Consider the following 20,034-nt stretch of genomic DNA (forward strand, 5'->3'; position numbering starts at 1 on the left):
GTGAGCGCGGAGGCCTTCTTCCTGCCCCACTTGCCATTGTCAGAACGCCTCATCGAGTAGGTCCATCCATCTCGGTCGGTCACCTTGAGCCGTACCCCGTGCTCGCTAAGCACCTGCTCGAAAGCCTTACGGTCTACGCTGCGGGAGTCGGCTAGCGACTCGTAGACTTGATCGCCCAGAACTTGCTCGAACCCGCCAGTCGTGAACTGCTCGCGACGCAACTCCCAGTCAGGCTTCGGAGCCGCAGGGTCAGGATTCGGCTCCAACCCATTCTCGACAAGAATCTTGTCGTTGAGCTGACGTAAGCCATGCGACCACGACGTATTGCGCTTCAAAGCCTTACCGGTCAGCTCGTCATGGTTGACGACGGTAATGTGCGCGTGCACGTGCCCGCCGTCGGCATCGTCATGGACCACAACCATGTACTCAACACTAAAAGCCGCCGACGCGAGTTGCTCAGCAATCTCGACAGCACGGGCAATATCCCCGGGCTTGGAGACGTCGAACTTGGTCGGATCGAACGAAAGGATGAGGTTGTAGACCTCGTTCTTACGTCCGTGGCTACGCGCCTGAGCCTCGGCATACTCGATGAACGCCTCAGGAGACTCCATCGTGCAGGCGTACCCTGCTGCACGCGTCGTACCGTCGCTGATGTGCTGACGGTTCTGCTCGCCACGCCCGTAGAGCGAGTAAGCCACAGAGCTACGAGCACTTAGACCGCTCGCGATTTTCACATTCGCGCTCATAGCCGTGTCTCGTCTCCGAGGTGAGAGCGCAGCTCGGCCAACGCAGCACATGCCTTGTCCAGCTTAGAGTCGTCGACCTCCACAGTGATCGACGCACCATCTTTGCGAGCGCGAGCAATGTCGCGTCGCAGCCCCTCGAAGGTCGTTCCGATCCTGCGGAGCGTCTCGACCTTTGCGCCGTCGACCTGACGGTTCCGGCGGGAACGAGCCACCATGCGTTCAATGTTTTGAACCCCGCTACGGCGAGAGTCCAACGCATCACGCATGACGGCACGCGCCCATGCACTCGGTTTCACACCGAGTGCACTCGCACGCTGAGTAACCTCACCGTGCTCGGAGCGGGAGAGACGCACATCCAGATGAGCTGTCAGCCTCTCCCGCTCAGTGGATACCCCCGAATCACAGGACTCATTAGAAGGGTATCCACTACGGCCAGCAGGGAGATTGTCCGACAACTTCACTTCGTTCGTGTCATCCAATCCCCGCTGGCCTCCGTCCTCGCACCCTGCGGGTACTGCGGGCGGAGGGGGACTCAAGTGCCGCGTCGCGCTCCTCTCGTCAAGCATCACCCGTTCCATGACTGCCCCACCTCATCGCTTTTCTCGGAGGAGTTGCCAACCTCAGACGCGGGCTCAGCTGAGATCGCGGCTGTTGATGCCTTAGCTTTGCGAGAGCGCTCGGCCTTCTCAGCATCCAAGACAGCACGCGCCTGCTCGACCAACTCCTCGTAGGACACGCGGTGATGCTCCTTCAGCAGCTCGACGACCTTCGTGTCGACCTTGCGCTGCTCGGCAGCAGCTTGCTTGCGCAGCTTCGCGATCCTCGCGTTCGCCTTGGCGCGCTCAGCGGCGATCAGCTCGTCAAGATTGCTGGTCTCAGTCATTGTTAATCCTTTCGGTCGAGCGACCATCAGGTCGCAGATTTGTAATGCACTTCTTGATCGACCAGTTGTCAGTCGACCAGTCCTCGCGAATAACGAGGAAGTTGCGAGTTCCCCACTTGGGGATTGATGCAACAACGATGGCGATAACGCCAGAACCCTGCTTGCGTGAGGCTTCGGGATGATGGGCAAGAAGCGCCCGAGCGAACGTGTCATCAGAGCTAGTGAGGATCTCACCGATGCCAGTGAGCTTGAGAACCCGACTGGCGTGAACGCGGACGTCGTCTTTGGTGGCAAAGGTCAAGTCGCCGACGGTGTAACTCACGACGACTCCTCGCATATCTCAGATGTCACGAACGGATCAACAGCGAGCATGGCTTCGACGTAGGGCTCGATGGCATCCAGGTCGACCTCGATCTGTCGTTCAGTTTTCGACCTTGCATGCGACCAAAACCTCTCTTTCGGACGGGGCAAGCTGAACTTCTCGAACACGTCAAGTCGCTCGGCCAGTGGGCGGTTAGACCCAAGCCACGGAATGTCGATAACTCCCTGACGTTGCGCAATGACGATGCCCTTCGAGATACGATCTAGTCGCTCACCTTCGGCAATAGAGCCGTCCTCGTCGAGCAGCACCTGGAGACGATCGAAGTAATCCAGCCACTGCTCACGCGTACGACGTACAGGCGAGCGTTCCCAGGCCGGCTCTCCCAACTCGTCGTCCCAGCGCTTCAGTCCCTTGTCGACAGACCTACCGAGTTCGCACTCCTCGGGCGAGTTCCATGGCACGGTCCGTACGTGGGCAACCTCGAAAACCTCGTCACCGATCATCACCATGTTTGTTGTCATGCCATCGGGCACGGGGCGACGCTTGCGATCGAACTCGATGGTCTGCTGCTTGCGGACGACAACAGGCGAGAAGTCAAGACGGTTATTGACCCGAGTCAGCTCCTGCAACGACGGGAAAACCTTCATCGTCACTGGCAGCGCCTCGTCTCGCGAGACCATCAAGTCGTACATGTAGTCACGGTCAGCCTGACTGTCAGCCTCGATACCCTCAGGCAACTTGTACCCGCCGTGCGCGAGCACACCGCCAGGTTGGCGGGAGAAGTTGGCGCGCGTGGTGACATTGAGCAGGTCAGTTTGGGTGTGCTTCTCCTCCCACATACCTCGTGACCCCGTCAGGGCTTCGCGGGTCTCACGCCAGATATCGGAGAGCCCGTAAAGATCTAGTCCATCAACGACATCCAACGGTGCATCGGTAATGAATCCATCGGTCGTGCAACTTGGCGTGGAGTAACCGAGGTTGTCCAACTGGTTGAGAGCGGCTAGTAGAACCGCACGGGGCAGTGAAGTCGTCATGGAGGCATGCCATGGGGACGTGATGGCAGACCCGCCAACCTCGTCGCGCTCCTGGGCCCACGCGTCCCACCCGCGCTGGCCCATAACGCCTTGGGCGAGCTTGCCGTAGGGGGAGTTAGCCATCAGCTTGAGTACTGTCTGCTGGAAGGACTTCTTGCCGAACTCCTTCTTAGCGTGCGCCCGGTCGTCCAACAGCGTCTTGTATGGGCGACGCAGCAAACGTGATGGAGCACCGTCCTCAAGCCGTAGTGTGCGCCCGAAATGACCAATCTGGCACGTCACACGAGCCCCCAGCCTGAGAGCCAACCACACTTCCGGGGCCATCGCCCACACACCACGTGCACCACCCGACGTGCGGGGGTAGACCATCGACCCTTCGACAGGCACAGGCAAGCACGGGAAGGCGACTGACTCGGGAAACTCGAAGTTGACAAAGCCAACGAATGGAGTGAGTGGGCCACCTCCGCAGAAGTCGTCCAGAGACAGGTCAACGTTGTTGATGGTGTCGAGGATGACGCCCTCGGGGTGCAGGTAGTCGACGTCCCAGATTGTCGAGCTTGCCGTCGGATAGCACGACTGGAGGTCGAGATCGTGTGTGGTCTGCTCGAACAGCCCCAGCTCGGCGCTCATGTTGTAACCGCCCCGGAAGGCTAGAGCGCAGGCATGAATCCATGTGGCCGCAGCACCGTCAAGCGGTTGAAGCTCGCGCTGGCGGTAGTAGGGGAGCTGATTCTCAACGCTACAGGTCAGCTCAGTCGTTTTCGTGACCTTCGACAGCCCGCCGAACACGCTATTGAAGGGGCTCTTTGGCATGCAAGCGGTTCCTCGCCCTACAAGTTCCTTGGTGATGATGCCCCGGACAGAACGAGCCGCAGCTGTCGGCAGCGTGAGCGCAACCTCCTGGTCCTCGCCGTACATCTGGCTGACGTACTCCAAAGCGATCACAGCGTCATTCGAGGCGTATTGCAGGAAATTGACAGGGTAGACGAGCAGGTACTCGTCCATGCGGTTGATCCAGTTATCGGGTACATCCAGCTTCGGCACGCCAACCGCGTCACCAAGTTCAGAGAGCTTCGATGCACCCGACTGCGCCATCGTGTCTCGGATCGAGACAATGACAGGACGTGCCCAGCGCTTGTTATCACCGGGAAGAACCCTCTCGACAGGCTTGGGCGAAACCATGCCCGCGCTCGCCGAGATAACCGCACGTAAGATGTCTGGCTCACGCTCGTCGAGTCGGCGGTTCCGATAGCCGGAATAGCCAGCACTCTTCGAGCGATGCTTCCGACTCGGGTAAGAGACGTCCCACGTGTTATGCATTTTCACGGGGTCGACAAACGCAGTGAGGTCGGCGTGCTGAAAGTGAGCCACCAGCGTGATCGGCAGCGCGTGCGCGTGCTCACCCTTCTGCCGAAACCACCACCCTCGGTGAAAAATGCCCTTATCGTCCACAACTTCCTGCCGAGGTACGCCCTTGTGCGTCCAGCCCTCGGCCAGCGGATGTTCATGCAAACCTAGCGCGGTGATAACCAGCTCCAGCGCCCTGTCGAACGACAATCGCGCGATTCGAGGACCAACAGGTCCCTCGTAGACGCATGGCAAGATAACAGCCAGGCGCAGTCGATCATGGTCAGTGGGGTCGATCGCAGCGAACTGGTAGGAGAGGATGCGGCGCTTAACGCGCTCGCTCTCGCCGATCCACCCGCGCTCAGCGTCAAATACTTCTGCGCTAACGAACTCAGTGTCGAATCCAATGACGATTGATCCCCTACCAGAGCGCATCCCCAGCACTGACGGATATGAGCCGAAGCCGCCCGTTGCACGCGTAGCAGTCCTTTCGACCGTCCTGGTTAGCACGAAGAACTGGGCCGGGTACTTGCGCGAGGTCGAGGTGTCGCCTACACGCTCCACTTGCCACCCATCGGCGGCAGCGGCGGCAATGGGGCCTTCCCCATATGCGAGTGCCGCCAGTGTTGGAATACCAGCGAAAAGTGCCCCTTCTCGCGTCCCAATAAGGTCTTTCTTGGACGCAACCGGGGTCTGCGAGGTGCCATCGGTAGCACCTTTTGAGGCTCTGCGCACCCCGCTCATCGCGCACCTCCGAGGAGATCGCGCAAGCGACGTGTTTGCTCGGCAGTGAGTGACGGTGCAGCAGCAACTACCTTGTCGATGGCAGCGTCAACCGGGTCGCCACCGGCGGGGATGACTAGCGCGTCGAGGTCAGCGCGAAGCACCTTGACGCGCGAGCCCGTTTTATATGCGGGTAGCTTGCCCTTGGCAATCCACGAGCGAAGGGTCGAGTATGCGCCGTAGCCTTCGGCTACGGCTTCGTGAAGCGTAAGGTAACGGGGGCCGTCGGGAGGTGCGACAGTAGAAGGGTTTCCTGACAATGGAGTCTCCAGAGACAGGCACGTCAAACGTGCTGCTATCTCTGGCTGGCCCGCTCATAGGCGATGCTCTTCGGTGGCATCCGTGCCGCCAGAAGGGATCTGCTGCGGATTTACCACCCGCCTGTCCCGCCCTATTTCCAATGGCTCAGCTTCGACTAGGAACCAACCTGTCTTGGCACCCTCCAGATCTTTCGTCAGAGGGGGGCGGGGGGCAATAGCCCGCCTATCGCATTCTCCTAAGGGGCTTACGAGACCCCACACGTGATCTCGGTGCGATATGAAGTGCCTACCTCCATGCCTCCTGGTTAGGGGAGGGCCGACTAGCTCATCGTCGCAGGGGTGATCCCAACCTTGGCGCTAGCATTTCTTTCTAGGACGCGCCTTGGTTCCTATTTCGCGATCCTACTCGCCTTGTCAAGTCCTGTCAAGCTGGGGCGCCACAAAGTAATCTATAACGTTAGTTGCGTCCTAAATGTGGTGGACTTCAAGTTCAACGTCTGATTCACGCTGCACAGCCCCTGTTGGCGCTTCACCTGTGAAGTGGCGAGAGGGGCTATTCCGTGTCTTTTCAGGAAAGCAGGGTAGCTGTCAGGGGCGTTCACGGGGGGGAAGAGTGGTCCTACGATGGAAAAATAGCCTGAACAGTGAGTCTCGGGAACTGTCCGGCGGACGAGTCAGCCACGGTGTTCCCCGTGTATGTTCGCCGTCGGCGCGCTGATGGTTGAATGTGTTCATCTCCCCGATATATCCGAGGGCGCCGAAGCCCGGTGGAAGGTAGAACATGACCGCAATCTTCAAGACCGTCCCCTGGCAGGTGGGGCAGCTCGTCAATGGTGTCAGTACGGGACAGATTCAACTTCCGGATCTTCAACGGCCCTTCGTCTGGCCCGCGACCAAGGTTCGGGATCTCTTTGACTCGATGTATCGCGGTTACCCGGTCGGGGAACTGATGTTCTGGGATGTGCCCGCGGAGGGTGAGACGCGAGGAATCAGTGCTTCCGCGCAATTGTCCGCGAGCCATCAGATCATCGACGGTCAACAGCGGTTGACCAGTCTCTATGCGGCCATGCAGGGGCATCCTGTCCGGGATGAGGCGTACCGACAGCGCAGAATCGTCATCTCCTTCAACCCGTTCAGCGAGAGATTTGAGGTCCGTACACCCGCGCTGGCGAAATCAGTGCAGTGGGTCGAGGACATCTCGACCTGCTTCACCTCGCCCATCGCTGCCCGTAAAGCTTTCCTGAAACGCTGTGAGAATGCGGAGGTCGAACTCTCGGAGGACGAGGAGGAGCGTGTGGAGTCGGTCTTCGCACGGCTCACCGAGCTCAAAAACTATCAGTTCAATGTGGTGCACATTCAGAAGGACGTGGACAAGAAGCTCGTGGCGGACGTATTCGTCCGGATCAATTCTGAGGGGGTACGGCTGAAGGCCTACGACTACATCCTCACGTGGCTCAGTGTCTTCTGGTCGGAGGGGCGCGAACAGATCGAGGCGTTCGCGAGGAATTCGAGGATCAGCCCGCAACGAGCCTCGGAGATCGCCGGTGCTCCGGTCACCTGGACGGCCCAGAACCCCTACATCGAGGTCGAGACCGGCCACGTTGTTCGCGCCCTGGTCGCGGTCGGGCAGGGGCGCGGTCGACTCCAGGATGCGTACGCTGCACTGCAGGCGAAAGACAAGACCACGGGCCAGGTCGATTCATCCCGTCAGGAAGTCGAGCTCGAGAAGCTCAGGTCCGCACTTCCGGTGGTCACGAACCAGGTCAGTTGGACAGAGTATGTGCGGGCGATCAGGACGGCGGGTTTCCGTCAGGCCGCGAACCTGACGTCGAACATGAACATCATCTACTCCTATGTTGTCTTCCTCCTGGGGCGAACGCGGCACCAGGTGGAACTGGCTGTCCTACGGAATCTCATTGCACGCTGGTTGTTCATGGCCCAGCTGACCGGCCGGTACACGGGTTCCTCGGAATCCCAGATCCAGAAGGATCTCGATCGTATCTCCGGTGTTGATGAGGGGGATGCCGGAGGCTTCGTGGCATTGCTCGACGAAATCATCGGATCACAGCTGACGCCGGATTTCTGGGAGTACAACCTTCCGCAGAATCTCATCACCTCAGGACCGGGACTGTCCCCGCACTATCAGTGCTACCTGGCGGCTCTCAACGTGCTCGACGCGAAGATGTTCATGCTGGATGATCGCGTGGTCGATTGGATGGATCCCTCCCAACCTGCGGTCAAGGGAACTGAAGCGCATCACCTGTTCCCGCGGGCGTACCAGGAGAAGGTACTGGGAATCACCGACATCAAGCGGATCAACCAGGCCGCCAACTTCGCTCCGACGGACTGGAACACCAACATCAGGATCGCGGATGGCCCGCCGTCCGACTATTGGCCGAAGCTCGTCGAGGAACGTTCTCTGTCTGCTCAGTGGTTGGAGAAGCAGATGTACTGGCACGCACTTCCCCGGGACTGGGAGAACATGGGCTACGAGGAGTTCCTCAACGAGAGGCGAATCCTCATGGCCGGGGTCACCCGCGACGCTTATCAGCTTCTTTGTGGATCGACCGCGGGAAAGACGATGGAGCGGGTTCCACAGGTTGCCGGTCCGATCGACGAACCTTCTCTGTCCGAGTTGATCGAGTCCGGGATCCTGGCTCCCGGCGACCTTCTCGACCCTGTGGCTCCGGACTGGGTCGTCGATGCCGTCATCAATGATGACGGGATTCTGGTGATCGACGGTATGGAGCAGTTCGAGTCGCTCAAAGAAGCCGCCCATTTCCTGGGCGTGACCAACATGGGTGGTCTCGCGTTTTGGGCACTTGAGACTCCTGAGGGGATCAGGCCACTCAAGGACCTGGTGCTTGAGGCCGGTCGCCTCCAACGGTGACCCGGTCCGTCACGGTCTGTCCTTCGACTGATCTGAGTCGCGGAGGTGGGGCGTGAATGAGAGAGAAGCCCGGCCAACGGATTGTCGATCCTTAATGGGCGGTCCGGGACATGGCCCGTTGTTCCCTCAATCCGGGCGACCTAGTGGGGGTTCGTAGGGTCGGTTGCAGACGCGTAGATTTCACGCATGCAACGTTCGTTTCGCGGTGGCGTGGAACCTGCACGCTACCTCCACGTCCGTGACTCCGCGACTCTCGCCTCGCATTCCGTGTGAACCGCCGCGAACTCCTTTGGATACCTCCTGCTGTACCTGAAAACAGTATCGAGGGCGCGCACCATGCCATCGAACAGGCGGCAGGGGGAGGCGTCATCTTCGCCATCGGACTCCTCGCCTCCGGTCTGGCGTCCACCTCCGTCGGTGCCTACGCCGGCTCGGAGATCATGGCTGGTCTCCTGCACGTCCGGGTTCCGCTGGTCCTCCGCCGGGCGATCACCCTGATTCCCGCCCTGCTGATCCTCTGGCTCTACCCGGACCCGAGCTGGGCGCTGGTTCTCTCGCAGGTTGCGCCCTCCTTCGGTATCCCGCTCACCATCATTCTGCTTGACGGAGCAGGGCTGTGATGGGGCAGTGGCGGGACAACATGTGGGTGCGGTTGGCGATGGTCGTGATCTCGGTGGCTATCGTGGCCCTCAACTTCCTGCTCGTCTACCTGACGTTCGTGCAGTAGTGTTTCCCGTGATTTCTGATCTGTGTACCGCGAGTGCGGATCGGACGGGAAAGTAACGTATGATCGAACATCCGCGGCCGGTCCTTTCACGGTTGCGACGTTGATAAGCCCATTTGGGCAGACAAAAACACAGGAGAACCACATCATGTTCGGTGCCACCGTTACCTTTACTGTCCTCGCCGTGATTACGGGAGTGGCAGGCTTCTTCACCTGGGAGCGCAACAAGATGTACTCGCTTGCTCTCGGGGCCGCGACCATCGTTCTCGCATCCATTGCGCTGATCCTTGCTTTCGTTGGTGCGGTTGTAGGAATCTTCAAGATTCTGCCGATTCTGTTGATCCTCGTCGGCTGCTACATCCTCTACCGTCGACTCGGTACGTCCCGCTAGATTCTGTGCTGCACGACAAAACGGCTCCGCCCTCTGTACTGGGGTGGAGCCGTTGTCGTTGTTCAGGTCAGTGTTTCTTCCCGAATGGAAGCGCATGGATGACGGCGAGGACGATGCCGCCCCAGATTGCACCGAGGATCATGGAGAAGAACGTGTTCACGATCCATGCCGCGGTTCCTCCGATAGCGGACCAGCCGCGTACACCCTCTTCGAGGTGGTGTACGAACCCGTGTGGGGCATGGAATCCGAGCTCGTCCAGTCCGACGAGGAGAATGTGCCCGCCTACCCAGAGCATGGCGAAGGTGCCGATGACCGCGATGGTGTCCAGAACCTTCGGCATTGCCGTCACTAGGCCACGACCGAAATTTTTTGACCTGCGGCCCGGGCGTTGTGCGAATCTCAGACCCACATCATCCATCTTGATCAGGATGGCGACAGCTCCGTAGACGAGGGCGGTGATGCCCAGGGCGACGATGATCAGTACTGATGTCCGGGTCCAGAACGGTTCTGTGGATACTTCGTTGAGGGAGATCACCATGATTTCGGCGCTTAGGATGAGATCGGTGGTGATCGCCCCTTTCACCAATTTGTCTTCTGCATTCGGTCCGGATTCCCGGACAGGGGTGTCGTGTCCCTCACCGGTACCGACGAACTTCTCCCACGCCTTCTCCGCGCCCTCGTAGCAGAGGTAGGTGCCGCCCAGCATCAGAATCGGGGTGAGTAGCCACGGTGCAACAGCACTGAGCAGGAGGGCCAGCGGCAGGATGATGATGAGTTTGTTGAATAGGGATCCTTTGGCGATCCGCCAGATTATGGGCAGTTCTCTTGCAGGGCGTACCCCTTGGACGAAGCGTGGTGTCACCGCCGCATCATCGACGACCACCCCGGCGGCTTTCGCACTGGTACGACCGGCTGCCACCGCGACATCGTCGATGCTGGCTGCCGCTGAGCGGGCTATGAGAGCGACGTCATCAAGCAGAGCGGCGAGTCCACCGGCCATCAGATGGACCGCGATCGTTCGGATTCGGGTGTGTGCATGGAGACAGTATTACTGACGGAGGACCACCCGGGCGAATGCCTCGTACCGTGTCGTTGACCGGAGACGGGCTAACGCAGTGTCGCCTCGGTGCCGAGTACGACACCGGTCATGATCAGGGCGAGACCTCCGACGGAGAGGAATGTGAGAAGGAAGAAGAACGGGTCCACAGTCGGCGGGCGAAGAACCTTGCCGGATCCGTGCTCTGTGATGAACAGCTCGACCCGTTGTCCGATTTGTTCCCGTGCGAAAGTCGTGTGGTGAGGGTCTATCCATTGGCTCAGGCTGCCGTCCGGGGCGGTGAAGCTGACCACCGCACAGAGGAATGGGTCGTCAGAGGGCGCGCCGGGACGTGGGATGGCGTCTATCACCGTTCCTTCGGTGTGATACCAGGTGCGCCGGATTCTGACGCGGCGGGCCAGGAGACCTGCTGCGATGCAGATTCCAAGTAGACCGGTTCCGAGTAGTACTGCTGAATCGAGGAGTCCACTGGCCATGTCTGAAGAACCTACCCGTGGTGAGGGGCGTGCGGTACCGTGCGATTGTGCGCGCACGACTTGAATCCGGATCTGTGCCCCGGACTGCCGACGGTGACGGCAATATGCCTGAATCCCCGAACTCTATGGGTGTGGGCTGAGACGCCCCACGATTGCACGAAGCCAAAGGTGGCTGCCATGACAGATCTCGGGGAGCTCGATCAGCCCGGTTTCACCCCGGTAACGGAGATTGTGGAAACCTGTTCCGATCCGCAGGTCGGTTCATTCATCGGCACTGTCAACCAGCCGGTGTCGTTCGGTGGGTAGATCTTCAGTTGCCGGGCACGTTCGGTGGGTTCGCAGATATCACGGCCGTAGGCGTAGGGCTGACTGAAGCTCACGGAGAAGACCGCTGAACCACCGGTATAGAGCAGCGCAGGGGATCCTTCCGCCCCGCTTTCCCTGTCAGATGCCGCTCCCACTTGGCTGCCGGTCGCATCGATGAGCGATACTCCAGGGTATCCGGATAGTGTGCAAGGATCACCGATGTTGGTCAGCCGGATGACGTGGAAGGTGTGTCCGGCCCCGGCGCTGGTTGAATCAATTGTTGCTGTGAGTCGATCCGCGGAGCAGATAGGGGAGACATCGGGTAATTCGGGGGAGGAAGGGGCTGATCCACTGGTCGTTATGTGGTCAGTACCGGTGTCTCCCATGAGCGACACCTTGGATGCGTTCTGCCCTATACATCCGGTAATCAAGGTTGATCCCACTGCGAGGGCAGCGGCCGTGATGATCAGACTCCGATCGTTGTGAATCCGGAGCGTGCGCAGTCGGTGACTGGTGTTACCGCCGGGACTGCTGTGGCTTTTCATTCCTTAAGGTTAGCCTGTGCAGGCGGTGGTGGCATTCTTCGGGCTGGGCATGCGCCGCCGGATAGCATATTCACTGCCGATGTTGGGGTCATGCTCTCGGGTGGGGTGATCGGGGGGAATAATCGCCACCTTACTGCGAACATGGCTGCAGTGGGCATCCTCGCGTTGGTTGATAGCGGTCTGTATCATTGGTCCGGTCCCACGGGTGCCCGAGCGTGAATCGGGCTGAGACGTCGGTTGACCGCGCGGTGCACACCGCGTGGCGTATCGGTGACCGTAACAACCTGATCCGGGTAATGCCGGCGCTAGGGAGAAGAGGAAAAATAATGAGCACATCTGTGCCTGAATCCCGTACACCGATCACGGTCACCGCACCGTCGAGGAAGGCTTGGCGGGTGATTGACATCATTGCGCTCGCCGTCCTCGGTGTCGCCGCAGGTTTTGTGTTTTGGGTTTACAACGGGCCGGGGTACGCACTCTACGAGGCAGTCGACGCAGTGACCCCCGGACTCGGTGGTCTTGCAGTCGGCCCCTGGCTGTTCGCTGGGGTTCTGGGAGGCCTCGTGATTCGCAAACCGGGTGCCGCACTACTCTGTGAAGTTATCGCGGCCTCGGTGTCTGCTGGGCTCGGGAACCAATGGGGGATCAGTACTCTCTACTCCGGTATCGCACAGGGCATTGGTGCCGAGATCATTCTTGCGATCTTCCTTTACCACCGTTTTGGCCCGGTCATCGCGGCACTCGCCGGTGCAGGTGCAGGTGCAGGTGCGTGGATTCTCGAGGGCTTCCTCTCCGGTAACTTTGCCAAATCCACCGAGTTCCAGGTCACCTACCTAGTCACGCTCCTGATCTCTGGTGCTGTCATCGCCGGTGTTTTCTCCTGGCTGCTCGTTCGGGCACTTGCGGCGACCGGTGCACTCGACCGTTTCGCTGCTGGGCGTGAACGTCAGCGGCAGGTCTAGAACGTGGTGCCGGAGTCGTATCACGGTGATCGACCTCGGGGAGCTACAGTCCGAGCCGTCGGTTTCGGTTGGCGGCATGCTGGTCGACTCCGCCCCACTATCTCGGATCTTGATCTTGACATTGAACCTGGGCAGCGGGTTCTCCTGCTCGGTGAATCCGGATCCGGAAAATCCACCCTACTCGCTGCGATCGCTGGTGTCCTTGGTGGTGATGACGAAGGTGACCGGACAGGTTCGTTGCTCGTTGAGGGACGTCCTCCCGAACAAGCTCGGGGTGTTGTTGGCATGGTCCTCCAGGACCCAGACTCCCAGGTCATCTCATCACGTGTGGGTGACGACGTCGCTTTCGGCTGTGAGAACCTCGGGGTCGAGCGTTCCGAGATCTGGCGTCGCGTCGGCCGTGCACTGGAAATGGTCGGCTTGGATCTTCCACTCGATCACCCCACGGCCAAACTATCGGGTGGTCAGAAACAACGGCTCGCCCTCGCGGGTGTCATCGCTATGGGGGCGCGCCTGATTCTCCTGGATGAACCGACCGCCAACCTTGATCCGGACGGCGTCGCCGAGGTTCGTGACGCCGTCGACAGGGTCGTGCGGGAAACCGGGGCTACCCTGATTGTTGTCGAACACCGGGTGGAGATCTGGTCCCCGATCATTGATTACGCGCTGGTTCTTGGGGGCGCTGACCGGGGACTAGTCGCGGCTGGTCCACTTGACGAGGTCATCGCGTCCGAGGGCCTCCGGTTGGCGGAGGAAGGGGTCTGGATCCCCGGTATCCCCCTCGATCTTCCTCCGGTACGATCTCACGCTCCAGGAACGGATGCCGATCCCGCCCTGGAAGCCAGGGAACTCACCGTCGGATGGGAGGAAGGACGCCCTGTGGGATCGCCCCACAACCTCCGCCTTCCCGAGGGACGTTCCACCGTTATCACCGGACCGAACGGCGCCGGTAAATCCACTCTTGCGCTCACTCTCGCAGGCCTGATGTCCCCTCTCGGTGGGGAGGTGCTAGCGAGTGACAGGGTGGCGGAGGAGCTGTCCGGGGGGCCGCACTCCTGGTCCTCCCGTGAGCTGGCCACGAGGATCGGTTTCGTGTTCCAGGACCCTGAGCACCAGTTCGTGGCCCGGACAGTTCGATCAGAGTTGTTGATCGGACCAGTGGTTACCGCGGGCCGCCGAGGACGCTTCGGTCTGTGGCGGCGTCTCACGGGTCACCCTCCGGCGGACGCTGTCACCGCGGCAGACCGTGCCCGGGTCGATGAACTCCTTGAGCGGCTGCGTCTCGAGCATCTGGCAGAGGCCAACCCGTTCTCGCTGTCGGGTGGACAGAAACGTCGGTTGAGCGTGGCGACGGCACTCGTGACGACTCCTTCCGTCCTCATTCTCGATGAACCGACGTTCGGACAGGATCGCAGGACGTTCACGGAACTCATCCTGTTGCTCCGGGATCTGGTGGATGACGGGGTCACGTTGGCTTCGATCACACACGATCCGCTTTTTGCCCATGTTCTCGGGGATCATAGGATAGAGGTTGATGGGCATGCTTGACCTGTTGGCGCGTACAAACCCAGTCGCGAGGATCACGGCGCTGGCGTTCCTGACTACCCCGCTGCTGCTCTCCGTCGATGTCGTTTCTGCATCCTGCTGTCTGGCGTTGATCATCGTCGCGTTGCCGTTCACTGGTACGGGTATCCGGCAATTGTTGATCCGTGCCTGGCCCCTGTTTCTCGCCGCTCCATTGTCCGGCGTGTCGATGGCACTGTATGGCAGACCGGAAGGGGCCGAATACTTCTCCTTCGGTTGGATCCACATTACCGATAACTCTATTCAACTGGCGTTGGCAATCATGGTCCGCGTGTTTGCGGTGGGGATTCCGGCAATGGTTCTGATCGGTAGGACCGACCCCACGGATCTAGGGGATAGCCTCGCGCAGATCTGGCGTCTACCCGCCAGATTTGTCATCGGTGCCGTTGCCGGGGTGCGGCTTGCTACCTTGTTTCAGCGGGATTGGCAGGCGATGAGCAGGGCCAGGAGGTCCCGTGGTTTAGCTGATGACGCTCGCCTCATCCGGGGGGTGACGATGCTCTTCGGTCTGCTGGTTCTTGCACTACGCCGCGGTGCGAAGTTGGCCACGGCGATGGAGGCCAGAGCGTTCGGGACGGATGTTCCGCGCACCTGGGCGCGTCCGACTCGGTTGTCCGGATGGGATTGGTTGCTGATGGTGGTCTGTCTCGCTGCGTCACTTCTGTCACTCGGGGTTGCTGTCGCGACCGGTGACTTCCGTTTCCTGGGTGCGTAATGTTGAGAAATGTGTCGAACGATGTCGTGGATGTTCTTGTCGATGCTTGTGCCCGAGGGGTCCGGACAGTTCTGATTGGGGGACGTTCGGGATCCGGCAAGACGACGCTCGCAGACAGGTTGGGTGAACGGACGGGGCACCGAGTGATTCACCTTGATGACTTTTACCCTGGTTGGGGAGGGCTTGCACAGGGCAGCCTGATGGTTGCCCGTGATGTCCTGGATCCGATTGCTCCCGGGTATACCAGGTGGGACTGGTGCAGGGACCGTCCGGGGGAGTGGGTCGCACTGGATCCGGAGGAGACCTTCATCGTCGAGGGGGTTGGGGCCCTGACTCCGGCTAATTTGCGGGCTGCCCTCCGGCGTGGTCCGTGTTTCACCGTCAGGATGGAGCTTGCCACTGAGACTCGACGGAATCGGGCGCTATCTCGTGATCCAGGGTTCGCTGACTGGTGGAGATACTGGGAGGAACAGGAAATAAGCCATGCTGCTGATCCGAAGAACGTCCTGAGCACCGTCGATCTTGTTGTTGACGGCGGGTAGGCTGGTTTGGCATGACAGTGATACGGATTGCGGCAGTCGTGCTCCGTAATGTGGCGGGCGATGTTCTCAGTGTGCGTAAGCGCGGAACTGCATCTTTTATGCTTCCGGGTGGAAAACTCGAACCAGGGGAGGGTGCACGTCAGACTGCGGTCCGTGAGATTTTCGAGGAACTTGGAATTGACCTGGAACCTGCCTCACTTGTTGCTCTCGGGCGATTCAGTGCGAAAGCTGCGAATGAGGCCGGGTGCACCGTGGACTGTGACGTATTCACCTACCTGCACCCGTTGCACGGTGTGCCGGAAGTTCTGGCTGAGATCGCTGAAGCCCGGTTCTTTCCTCTGGACTCGACGGATCCGGATCTTGCACCTCTCAGCCGGGACGTGGTGTTCCCGGAACTGTGTTGACGATCTCGTGCCGTCGATCTACAAGGTCGTTTCACTTCCCGTTTACCTCGGTGTCAATAACGATTTAATAACGCGCGTAAGGTCTGCATCGGCCGTGTTTCCGAAAAAGTGCTGGTAATTCCTTTGCTTTGGTGTGGTGGAGTGTAATTGCTGCAGGTGAACTATGTGACAGATGCGGGTGCCGTTCTCGATAATTGAGGTGTGTCACAGTTAAAATGACCCACAATGAAACAGGCAGTTGAATCTGGTACGGGCTCAGTCTCGCCCAACTGTCGGGTTTCCGTTCATCCACACTGGGAGGTTCCCGCATGACTTTGAAGAAGACCATTGCCGCGATGACCGCGGCTGCGCTTGCTGTTTCCGTGTCCGCTTGCTCGTCGTCGGATACAGGCAGCGGCAGTGGGTCAAATAGTAAGTACATCACTGCCTGGGGTTCCGAGCCGCAGAACCCGCTGGTTCCGCAGGACACCAACGAGACCGGTGGTGGGCGCATCGTCGAGAGTATCTTTGCGGGTCTGGTGTACTACGACGCAGAGGGTAAGCCGCACAATGACCTTGCTGAGTCCATCACTCCGGAGGATGGCAATAAGAAGTTCGTCATCAAGATCAAGGAAGGGGAGACCTTCTCTGACGGCTCCCCGGTGACGGCGAAGAACTTTGTGGACGCCTGGAATTATGCTGTCGAGAACGAAACCTTGTCCAGTTACTTCTTTGAGCCGATCGAAGGTTATGAGGACGGCAAACCGCTGACCGGACTCGAGATCAACGATGATCACACCTTCACCGTTACCTTGGCTCAGTCGGAAGCGGATTTCCCGCTGCGTCTCGGGTACTCCGCCTTCTATCCTCTGCCTGATTCAGCCTTCGAAGACATGGATGCCTTTGGCCAGGAACCGATCGGTAACGGCCCCTACAAGGTTGCGAAGTGGGCGCACAACCAGTCCCTGACGTTGGTTCCCAACGAGAACTACGACGGCGGACGCAAGGTGCAGAACGATGGCATCGAGTTCGTCTTCTACCCCAAACAGGACTCGGCCTATGCTGCACTCCTCGACGGTAACCTTGACGTCCTCGATGCAATTCCGGACTCTGCCTTCACCAAGTACAAGAATGAGCTCGACGGACGCTGGGTCAACGAGCCTTCAGCAGTCTTCCAGTCCTTCACCATCCCGGAGAAGCTGGAGCACTTTAGTGGTGATGAAGGTAAACTCCGCCGTGAGGCCATCTCAATGGCCATTAACCGCGAGGAGATTACCGACAAGATCTTCGACGGAACCCGGACTCCCGCGACGGATTTCTCATCCCCCGTGATTGACGGCCACAGTGATTCACTCAAGGGCTCCGACGTTCTCGATTACAACCCGGAGAAGGCCAAGGAACTGTGGCAGAAAGCCAACGAGATCTCCCCGTGGAGCGGTCAGTTCACCATCTCCTATAACGCTGATGGTGGACACCAGGTATGGGTCGATGCCGTGGCGAACTCTATCAAGAACACCCTCGACATCGACGCAGTGGGCAACCCCTACCCGGACTTCAAGTCCCTGCGCGATGACGTGACCAACCGCACGATCTCCGGTGCGTTCCGTACCGGTTGGCAGGCCGACTACCCGTCCGTGGGTAACTTCCTCGCTCCGATTTACGGTACCGGTGCCGGCTCCAACGACGGCGACTACTCTTCGGCGGAGTTCGACGAGAAGTTGAAGCAGGCCGCGAGTGCATCCAGTGTTGAGGAATCCACGAAGCTCTACAATGAGGCGCAGGAGATCCTGCTTCAGGACCTCCCCGTCATCCCGCTGTGGTACTCCAATGTCACGGCTGGTTGGTCCTCGGCTGTTGACAACGTCCAGTTCGGCTGGAACTCGCAGCCCATCTACTACGGGATCACCAAGAAGTAATCAGAGGTGCCGGTTCGCCCGGTACCACCGACTCCTCACCGACCGTAGTGCGATTCGTCCAACGGATCGGACCAGTACTCAGGTGAGCTGGGTTGACGCCAGGCCCCGGGTCTCCGTTTTCCGGCGACCCGGGGCCTGGCGCGGTAGCCCGGTGTTTTCCTAACCGGGATTGTTCCGCCCCCACTTCCCTCGACAGAAGGAACCCCCATGCTGCGTTACGTAGGGCGCCGTCTGCTCCAGATGATTCCGGTCTTCTTCGGTGCGACATTCCTGATTTATGCGCTCGTATTCCTCATGCCCGGTGACCCGGTGCAAGCCCTCGGAGGTGATCGTGGACTCACCGAGGCCACCGCCGAGCGAATCCGTGCCGAGTACAACCTGGACAAACCGTTCATCATTCAGTATCTGCTGTATCTCAAGGGAATCCTGTCCCTCGATTTTGGTACCACCTTCTCCGGTCAACCCGTTAGCTCGGTCATGGCCACCGCATTCCCGGTGACCATCAAGCTGGCGGTGATGGCTCTGATCTTCGAAGCCATCATCGGTGTCGGCTTCGGTTTTATCGCCGGAGTCCGTCGGGGTGGCATCTTCGACTCCACCGTGCTCGTCATGTCCCTGATCGTCATTGCTGTACCCAGCTTCGTCATCGGCTTCGTCTTCCAGTACGTCGTCGGAGTGAAGTTCAGTCTCCTGCCGTCCACGGTCGGACCTCACGACACGGTCAAGAACCTCCTCATGCCCGCGTTGGTTCTCGGAGCCGTTTCCCTCGCCTATGTCCTTCGGTTGACCCGCCAATCGGTATCCGAGAATCTCACCGCCGACTACGTTCGTACAGCACGTGCAAAAGGCCTGAGCAACAACAACGTCATGGTTCGCCACGTGATGCGGAACTCGATGATTCCGGTCACCACGTTTCTCGGTGCGGATCTCGGCGCCTTGATGGGCGGAGCCATCGTCACCGAGGGTATCTTCGGAATCAACGGGGTCGGTGGCACGATATACAACGCCATCCTGAAGGGCGAGCCGACTACGGTGGTCAGTTTCACCACCGTCTTGGTCGTCGTCTACATCCTGGCGAACCTTCTCGTGGACCTGTTCTACGCCGTACTCGACCCGAGGATCCGCTATGCATGACAACATTGACAAGCCATTGCCCAACCCGACCGTCGATGACGCCGCAGGCACCTTGTTCCCCTCGAACCGGCGTGGCCAGAACCATTTCATCGCCGAGACCGACGAGACAGGTCTTGGTGCCGTTGATGCGGTCGCCGATGAATCTGCGCCCACCAGCGTGTGGGGCGAGTCGTGGCGATACCTGCGTCGTCGCCCGCTGTTCTGGTTCTCTGCGACTCTGATTCTTATCGCGGTGTTGCTGGCAGTTTTCCCGGGGATGTTCACGTCGACTGATCCTGCACTGTGTGAGCTGTCGAACTCTCTCGAAGGACCCCGTGAAGGGCATCCTTTCGGATTTGACAGGCAAGGATGCGATATTTTTGCGCGTACCATCTACGGTGCCCGTGCGTCGGTGACCGTCGGTATCCTCACGACCGCGCTCGTCGTGTTCATCGGAACGGTGATCGGTTCGCTCGCCGGGTACATCGGTGGCTGGATCGACGCCATTCTCTCCCGTATCACCGACACATTCTTCGCTGTTCCGCTGGTGCTCGCCGCGATCGTCGTGATGCAGATGTTCAAGGAACAGCGCACCATCATCACCGTCGTTCTGGTGCTCGGTCTATTCGGCTGGACGTCCATTGCCCGCATCACCCGTGGTGCCGTGATGAGTGTGAAGAACGAGGAATATGTCACGGCGGCCCGTGCCGTCGGCGCTTCACCGGCGAAGATTCTGACCAGCCACGTGCTGCCAAATGCGGCGGCACCGATCATCGTCTACTCCACCGTCGCGTTGGGCGTGTTCATCGTGGCCGAGGCCACGCTGTCATTCCTGGGCATCGGCCTACCGACGACGATCGTCAGTTGGGGTGGGGACATCTCCAAGGCGCAGAGTTCGCTGCGTACTCAGCCGATGGTTCTCTTCTACCCGGCTATGGCTCTGGCACTGACCGTGCTGAGCTTCATCATGATGGGCGATGCCGTACGTGACGCCCTCGATCCGAAGGCGAGGAAGCGATGAGCGATCCCGTGAACCCCACCACCCAGGACGCCGA

Annotated in this window: 21 protein-coding genes, 1 pseudogene and 1 riboswitch; of the genes and pseudogenes, 13 read left to right on the forward strand and 9 right to left on the reverse strand. The window is 59.7% G+C overall.

The window, feature by feature from the left end; genetic code table 11:
- The first annotated feature begins 182 nt into the window (after window positions 1–182).
- Complete coding sequence (locus tag QWU43_RS05090) at window positions 183–305, forward strand: hypothetical protein (protein ID WP_370917299.1); 123 nt, start codon at window positions 183–185, stop codon at window positions 303–305.
- An 18-nt stretch (window positions 306–323) separates the two neighbouring features.
- On the opposite strand, the pseudogene QWU43_RS05095 reads toward QWU43_RS05090, so the two are convergent.
- The 5 genes and pseudogenes from QWU43_RS05095 to QWU43_RS05115 all read right to left on the reverse strand — a co-directional run.
- A pseudogene (locus QWU43_RS05095) lies at window positions 324–797 on the reverse strand (relaxase/mobilization nuclease domain-containing protein); the annotation flags it as partial.
- Window positions 743–1,282 carry a hypothetical protein gene (locus QWU43_RS05100; protein ID WP_370917300.1) on the reverse strand — a complete coding sequence of 180 codons (540 nt, stop codon included), beginning with the start codon at window positions 1,280–1,282 and terminating at the stop codon, window positions 743–745. The pseudogene QWU43_RS05095 and the gene QWU43_RS05100, both read right to left, overlap by 55 nt.
- 29 nt (window positions 1,283–1,311) lie before the next feature.
- Window positions 1,312–1,629 (reverse strand): hypothetical protein, encoded by a 318-nt coding sequence (locus tag QWU43_RS05105; protein WP_370917301.1) that lies wholly within the window; start codon window positions 1,627–1,629, stop codon window positions 1,312–1,314.
- Window positions 1,622–1,951, reverse strand: coding sequence for a DCL family protein (locus tag QWU43_RS05110; protein ID WP_370917302.1), 330 nt, complete (start codon window positions 1,949–1,951; stop codon window positions 1,622–1,624). The genes QWU43_RS05105 and QWU43_RS05110 overlap by 8 nt, the downstream gene beginning before the upstream one ends.
- A complete protein-coding gene (locus QWU43_RS05115) occupies window positions 1,948–4,167 on the reverse strand; it encodes a hypothetical protein (RefSeq protein WP_370917303.1) in 2,220 nt (739 codons plus the stop codon). Before QWU43_RS05115 ends, QWU43_RS05110 begins: the two co-directional genes overlap by 4 nt.
- Before the next feature lie 444 nt (window positions 4,168–4,611).
- Here QWU43_RS05115 and QWU43_RS05120 point away from each other — a divergent pair, with 444 nt between their 5' ends.
- Window positions 4,612–4,749 (forward strand): hypothetical protein, encoded by a 138-nt coding sequence (locus tag QWU43_RS05120; protein ID WP_370917304.1) that lies wholly within the window; start codon window positions 4,612–4,614, stop codon window positions 4,747–4,749.
- A gap of 323 nt (window positions 4,750–5,072) precedes the next feature.
- On the opposite strand, the gene QWU43_RS05125 is transcribed toward QWU43_RS05120, so the two are convergent.
- The gene (locus QWU43_RS05125) at window positions 5,073–5,375 is read right to left on the reverse strand and encodes a helix-turn-helix domain-containing protein (protein ID WP_370917305.1); all 303 of its coding nucleotides are present in this window, start codon (window positions 5,373–5,375) and stop codon (window positions 5,073–5,075) included.
- A 781-nt stretch (window positions 5,376–6,156) separates the two neighbouring features.
- Between QWU43_RS05125 and QWU43_RS05130 the strand changes: the two genes are divergently transcribed.
- From QWU43_RS05130 to QWU43_RS05140, 3 genes are all read left to right on the forward strand, one after another.
- Entirely contained in the window at window positions 6,157–8,265 is a 2,109-nt protein-coding gene (locus QWU43_RS05130; protein ID WP_370917306.1) for a DUF262 domain-containing protein, read from the forward strand.
- A 269-nt stretch (window positions 8,266–8,534) separates the two neighbouring features.
- Window positions 8,535–8,885, forward strand: coding sequence for a divalent metal cation transporter (locus QWU43_RS05135; protein WP_370917307.1), 351 nt, complete (start codon window positions 8,535–8,537; stop codon window positions 8,883–8,885).
- A gap of 252 nt (window positions 8,886–9,137) precedes the next feature.
- Window positions 9,138–9,380 (forward strand): hypothetical protein, encoded by a 243-nt coding sequence (locus tag QWU43_RS05140; protein ID WP_370915166.1) that lies wholly within the window; start codon window positions 9,138–9,140, stop codon window positions 9,378–9,380.
- Between the two features lie 67 nt (window positions 9,381–9,447).
- On the opposite strand, the gene QWU43_RS05145 is transcribed toward QWU43_RS05140, so the two are convergent.
- The 3 genes from QWU43_RS05145 to QWU43_RS05155 form a co-directional block, all read right to left on the reverse strand.
- A complete protein-coding gene (locus tag QWU43_RS05145) occupies window positions 9,448–10,380 on the reverse strand; it encodes a DUF808 domain-containing protein (RefSeq protein ID WP_370917308.1) in 933 nt (310 codons plus the stop codon).
- 107 nt (window positions 10,381–10,487) lie between these two features.
- Window positions 10,488–10,913 carry a DUF3592 domain-containing protein gene (locus QWU43_RS05150; protein WP_370915164.1) on the reverse strand — a complete coding sequence of 142 codons (426 nt, stop codon included), beginning with the start codon at window positions 10,911–10,913 and terminating at the stop codon, window positions 10,488–10,490.
- Window positions 10,914–11,113: 200 nt separating this feature from the next.
- Complete coding sequence (locus QWU43_RS05155; protein ID WP_370917309.1) at window positions 11,114–11,764, reverse strand: DUF4232 domain-containing protein; 651 nt, start codon at window positions 11,762–11,764, stop codon at window positions 11,114–11,116.
- 191 nt (window positions 11,765–11,955) lie between these two features.
- Window positions 11,956–12,093, forward strand: a riboswitch (TPP riboswitch).
- Here QWU43_RS05155 and QWU43_RS05160 point away from each other — a divergent pair.
- The 8 genes from QWU43_RS05160 to QWU43_RS05195 all read left to right on the forward strand — a co-directional run bounded on the left by QWU43_RS05160 (window position 12,091) and on the right by QWU43_RS05195 (window position 20,000).
- Complete coding sequence (locus tag QWU43_RS05160) at window positions 12,091–12,726, forward strand: ECF transporter S component (RefSeq protein ID WP_370915162.1); 636 nt, start codon at window positions 12,091–12,093, stop codon at window positions 12,724–12,726. (Overlaps the previous riboswitch by 3 nt.)
- 6 nt (window positions 12,727–12,732) lie before the next feature.
- The gene (locus tag QWU43_RS05165; protein ID WP_370917310.1) at window positions 12,733–14,274 is read left to right on the forward strand and encodes an ABC transporter ATP-binding protein; all 1,542 of its coding nucleotides are present in this window, start codon (window positions 12,733–12,735) and stop codon (window positions 14,272–14,274) included.
- Window positions 14,267–15,025, forward strand: a complete 759-nt coding sequence (locus QWU43_RS05170; protein ID WP_370917311.1) for an energy-coupling factor transporter transmembrane protein EcfT — start codon at window positions 14,267–14,269, stop codon at window positions 15,023–15,025. Before QWU43_RS05165 ends, QWU43_RS05170 begins: the two co-directional genes overlap by 8 nt.
- An 11-nt stretch (window positions 15,026–15,036) precedes the next feature.
- Window positions 15,037–15,567 (forward strand): hypothetical protein, encoded by a 531-nt coding sequence (locus QWU43_RS05175; protein WP_370915159.1) that lies wholly within the window; start codon window positions 15,037–15,039, stop codon window positions 15,565–15,567.
- Window positions 15,568–15,578: 11 nt separating this feature from the next.
- Window positions 15,579–15,971, forward strand: a complete 393-nt coding sequence (locus QWU43_RS05180) for an NUDIX domain-containing protein (protein WP_370915158.1) — start codon at window positions 15,579–15,581, stop codon at window positions 15,969–15,971.
- A 308-nt stretch (window positions 15,972–16,279) separates the two neighbouring features.
- On the forward strand, window positions 16,280–17,866 hold the full coding sequence (locus QWU43_RS05185; protein ID WP_370917312.1) for an ABC transporter substrate-binding protein: 1,587 nt from the start codon (window positions 16,280–16,282) through the stop codon (window positions 17,864–17,866).
- Between the two features lie 207 nt (window positions 17,867–18,073).
- Window positions 18,074–19,000: an ABC transporter permease gene (locus tag QWU43_RS05190; RefSeq protein ID WP_198735563.1), complete on the forward strand. Its 927-nt coding sequence runs from the start codon at window positions 18,074–18,076 to the stop codon at window positions 18,998–19,000.
- Window positions 18,993–20,000 (forward strand): ABC transporter permease, encoded by a 1,008-nt coding sequence (locus QWU43_RS05195; RefSeq protein WP_198735564.1) that lies wholly within the window; start codon window positions 18,993–18,995, stop codon window positions 19,998–20,000. Before QWU43_RS05190 ends, QWU43_RS05195 begins: the two co-directional genes overlap by 8 nt.
- Window positions 20,001–20,034: the final 34 nt, after the last annotated feature.

It is taken from the genome of Corynebacterium sp. CCM 9204, from assembly GCF_041357695.1.
Taxonomy (GTDB): Bacteria; Actinomycetota; Actinomycetes; order Mycobacteriales; family Mycobacteriaceae; genus Corynebacterium.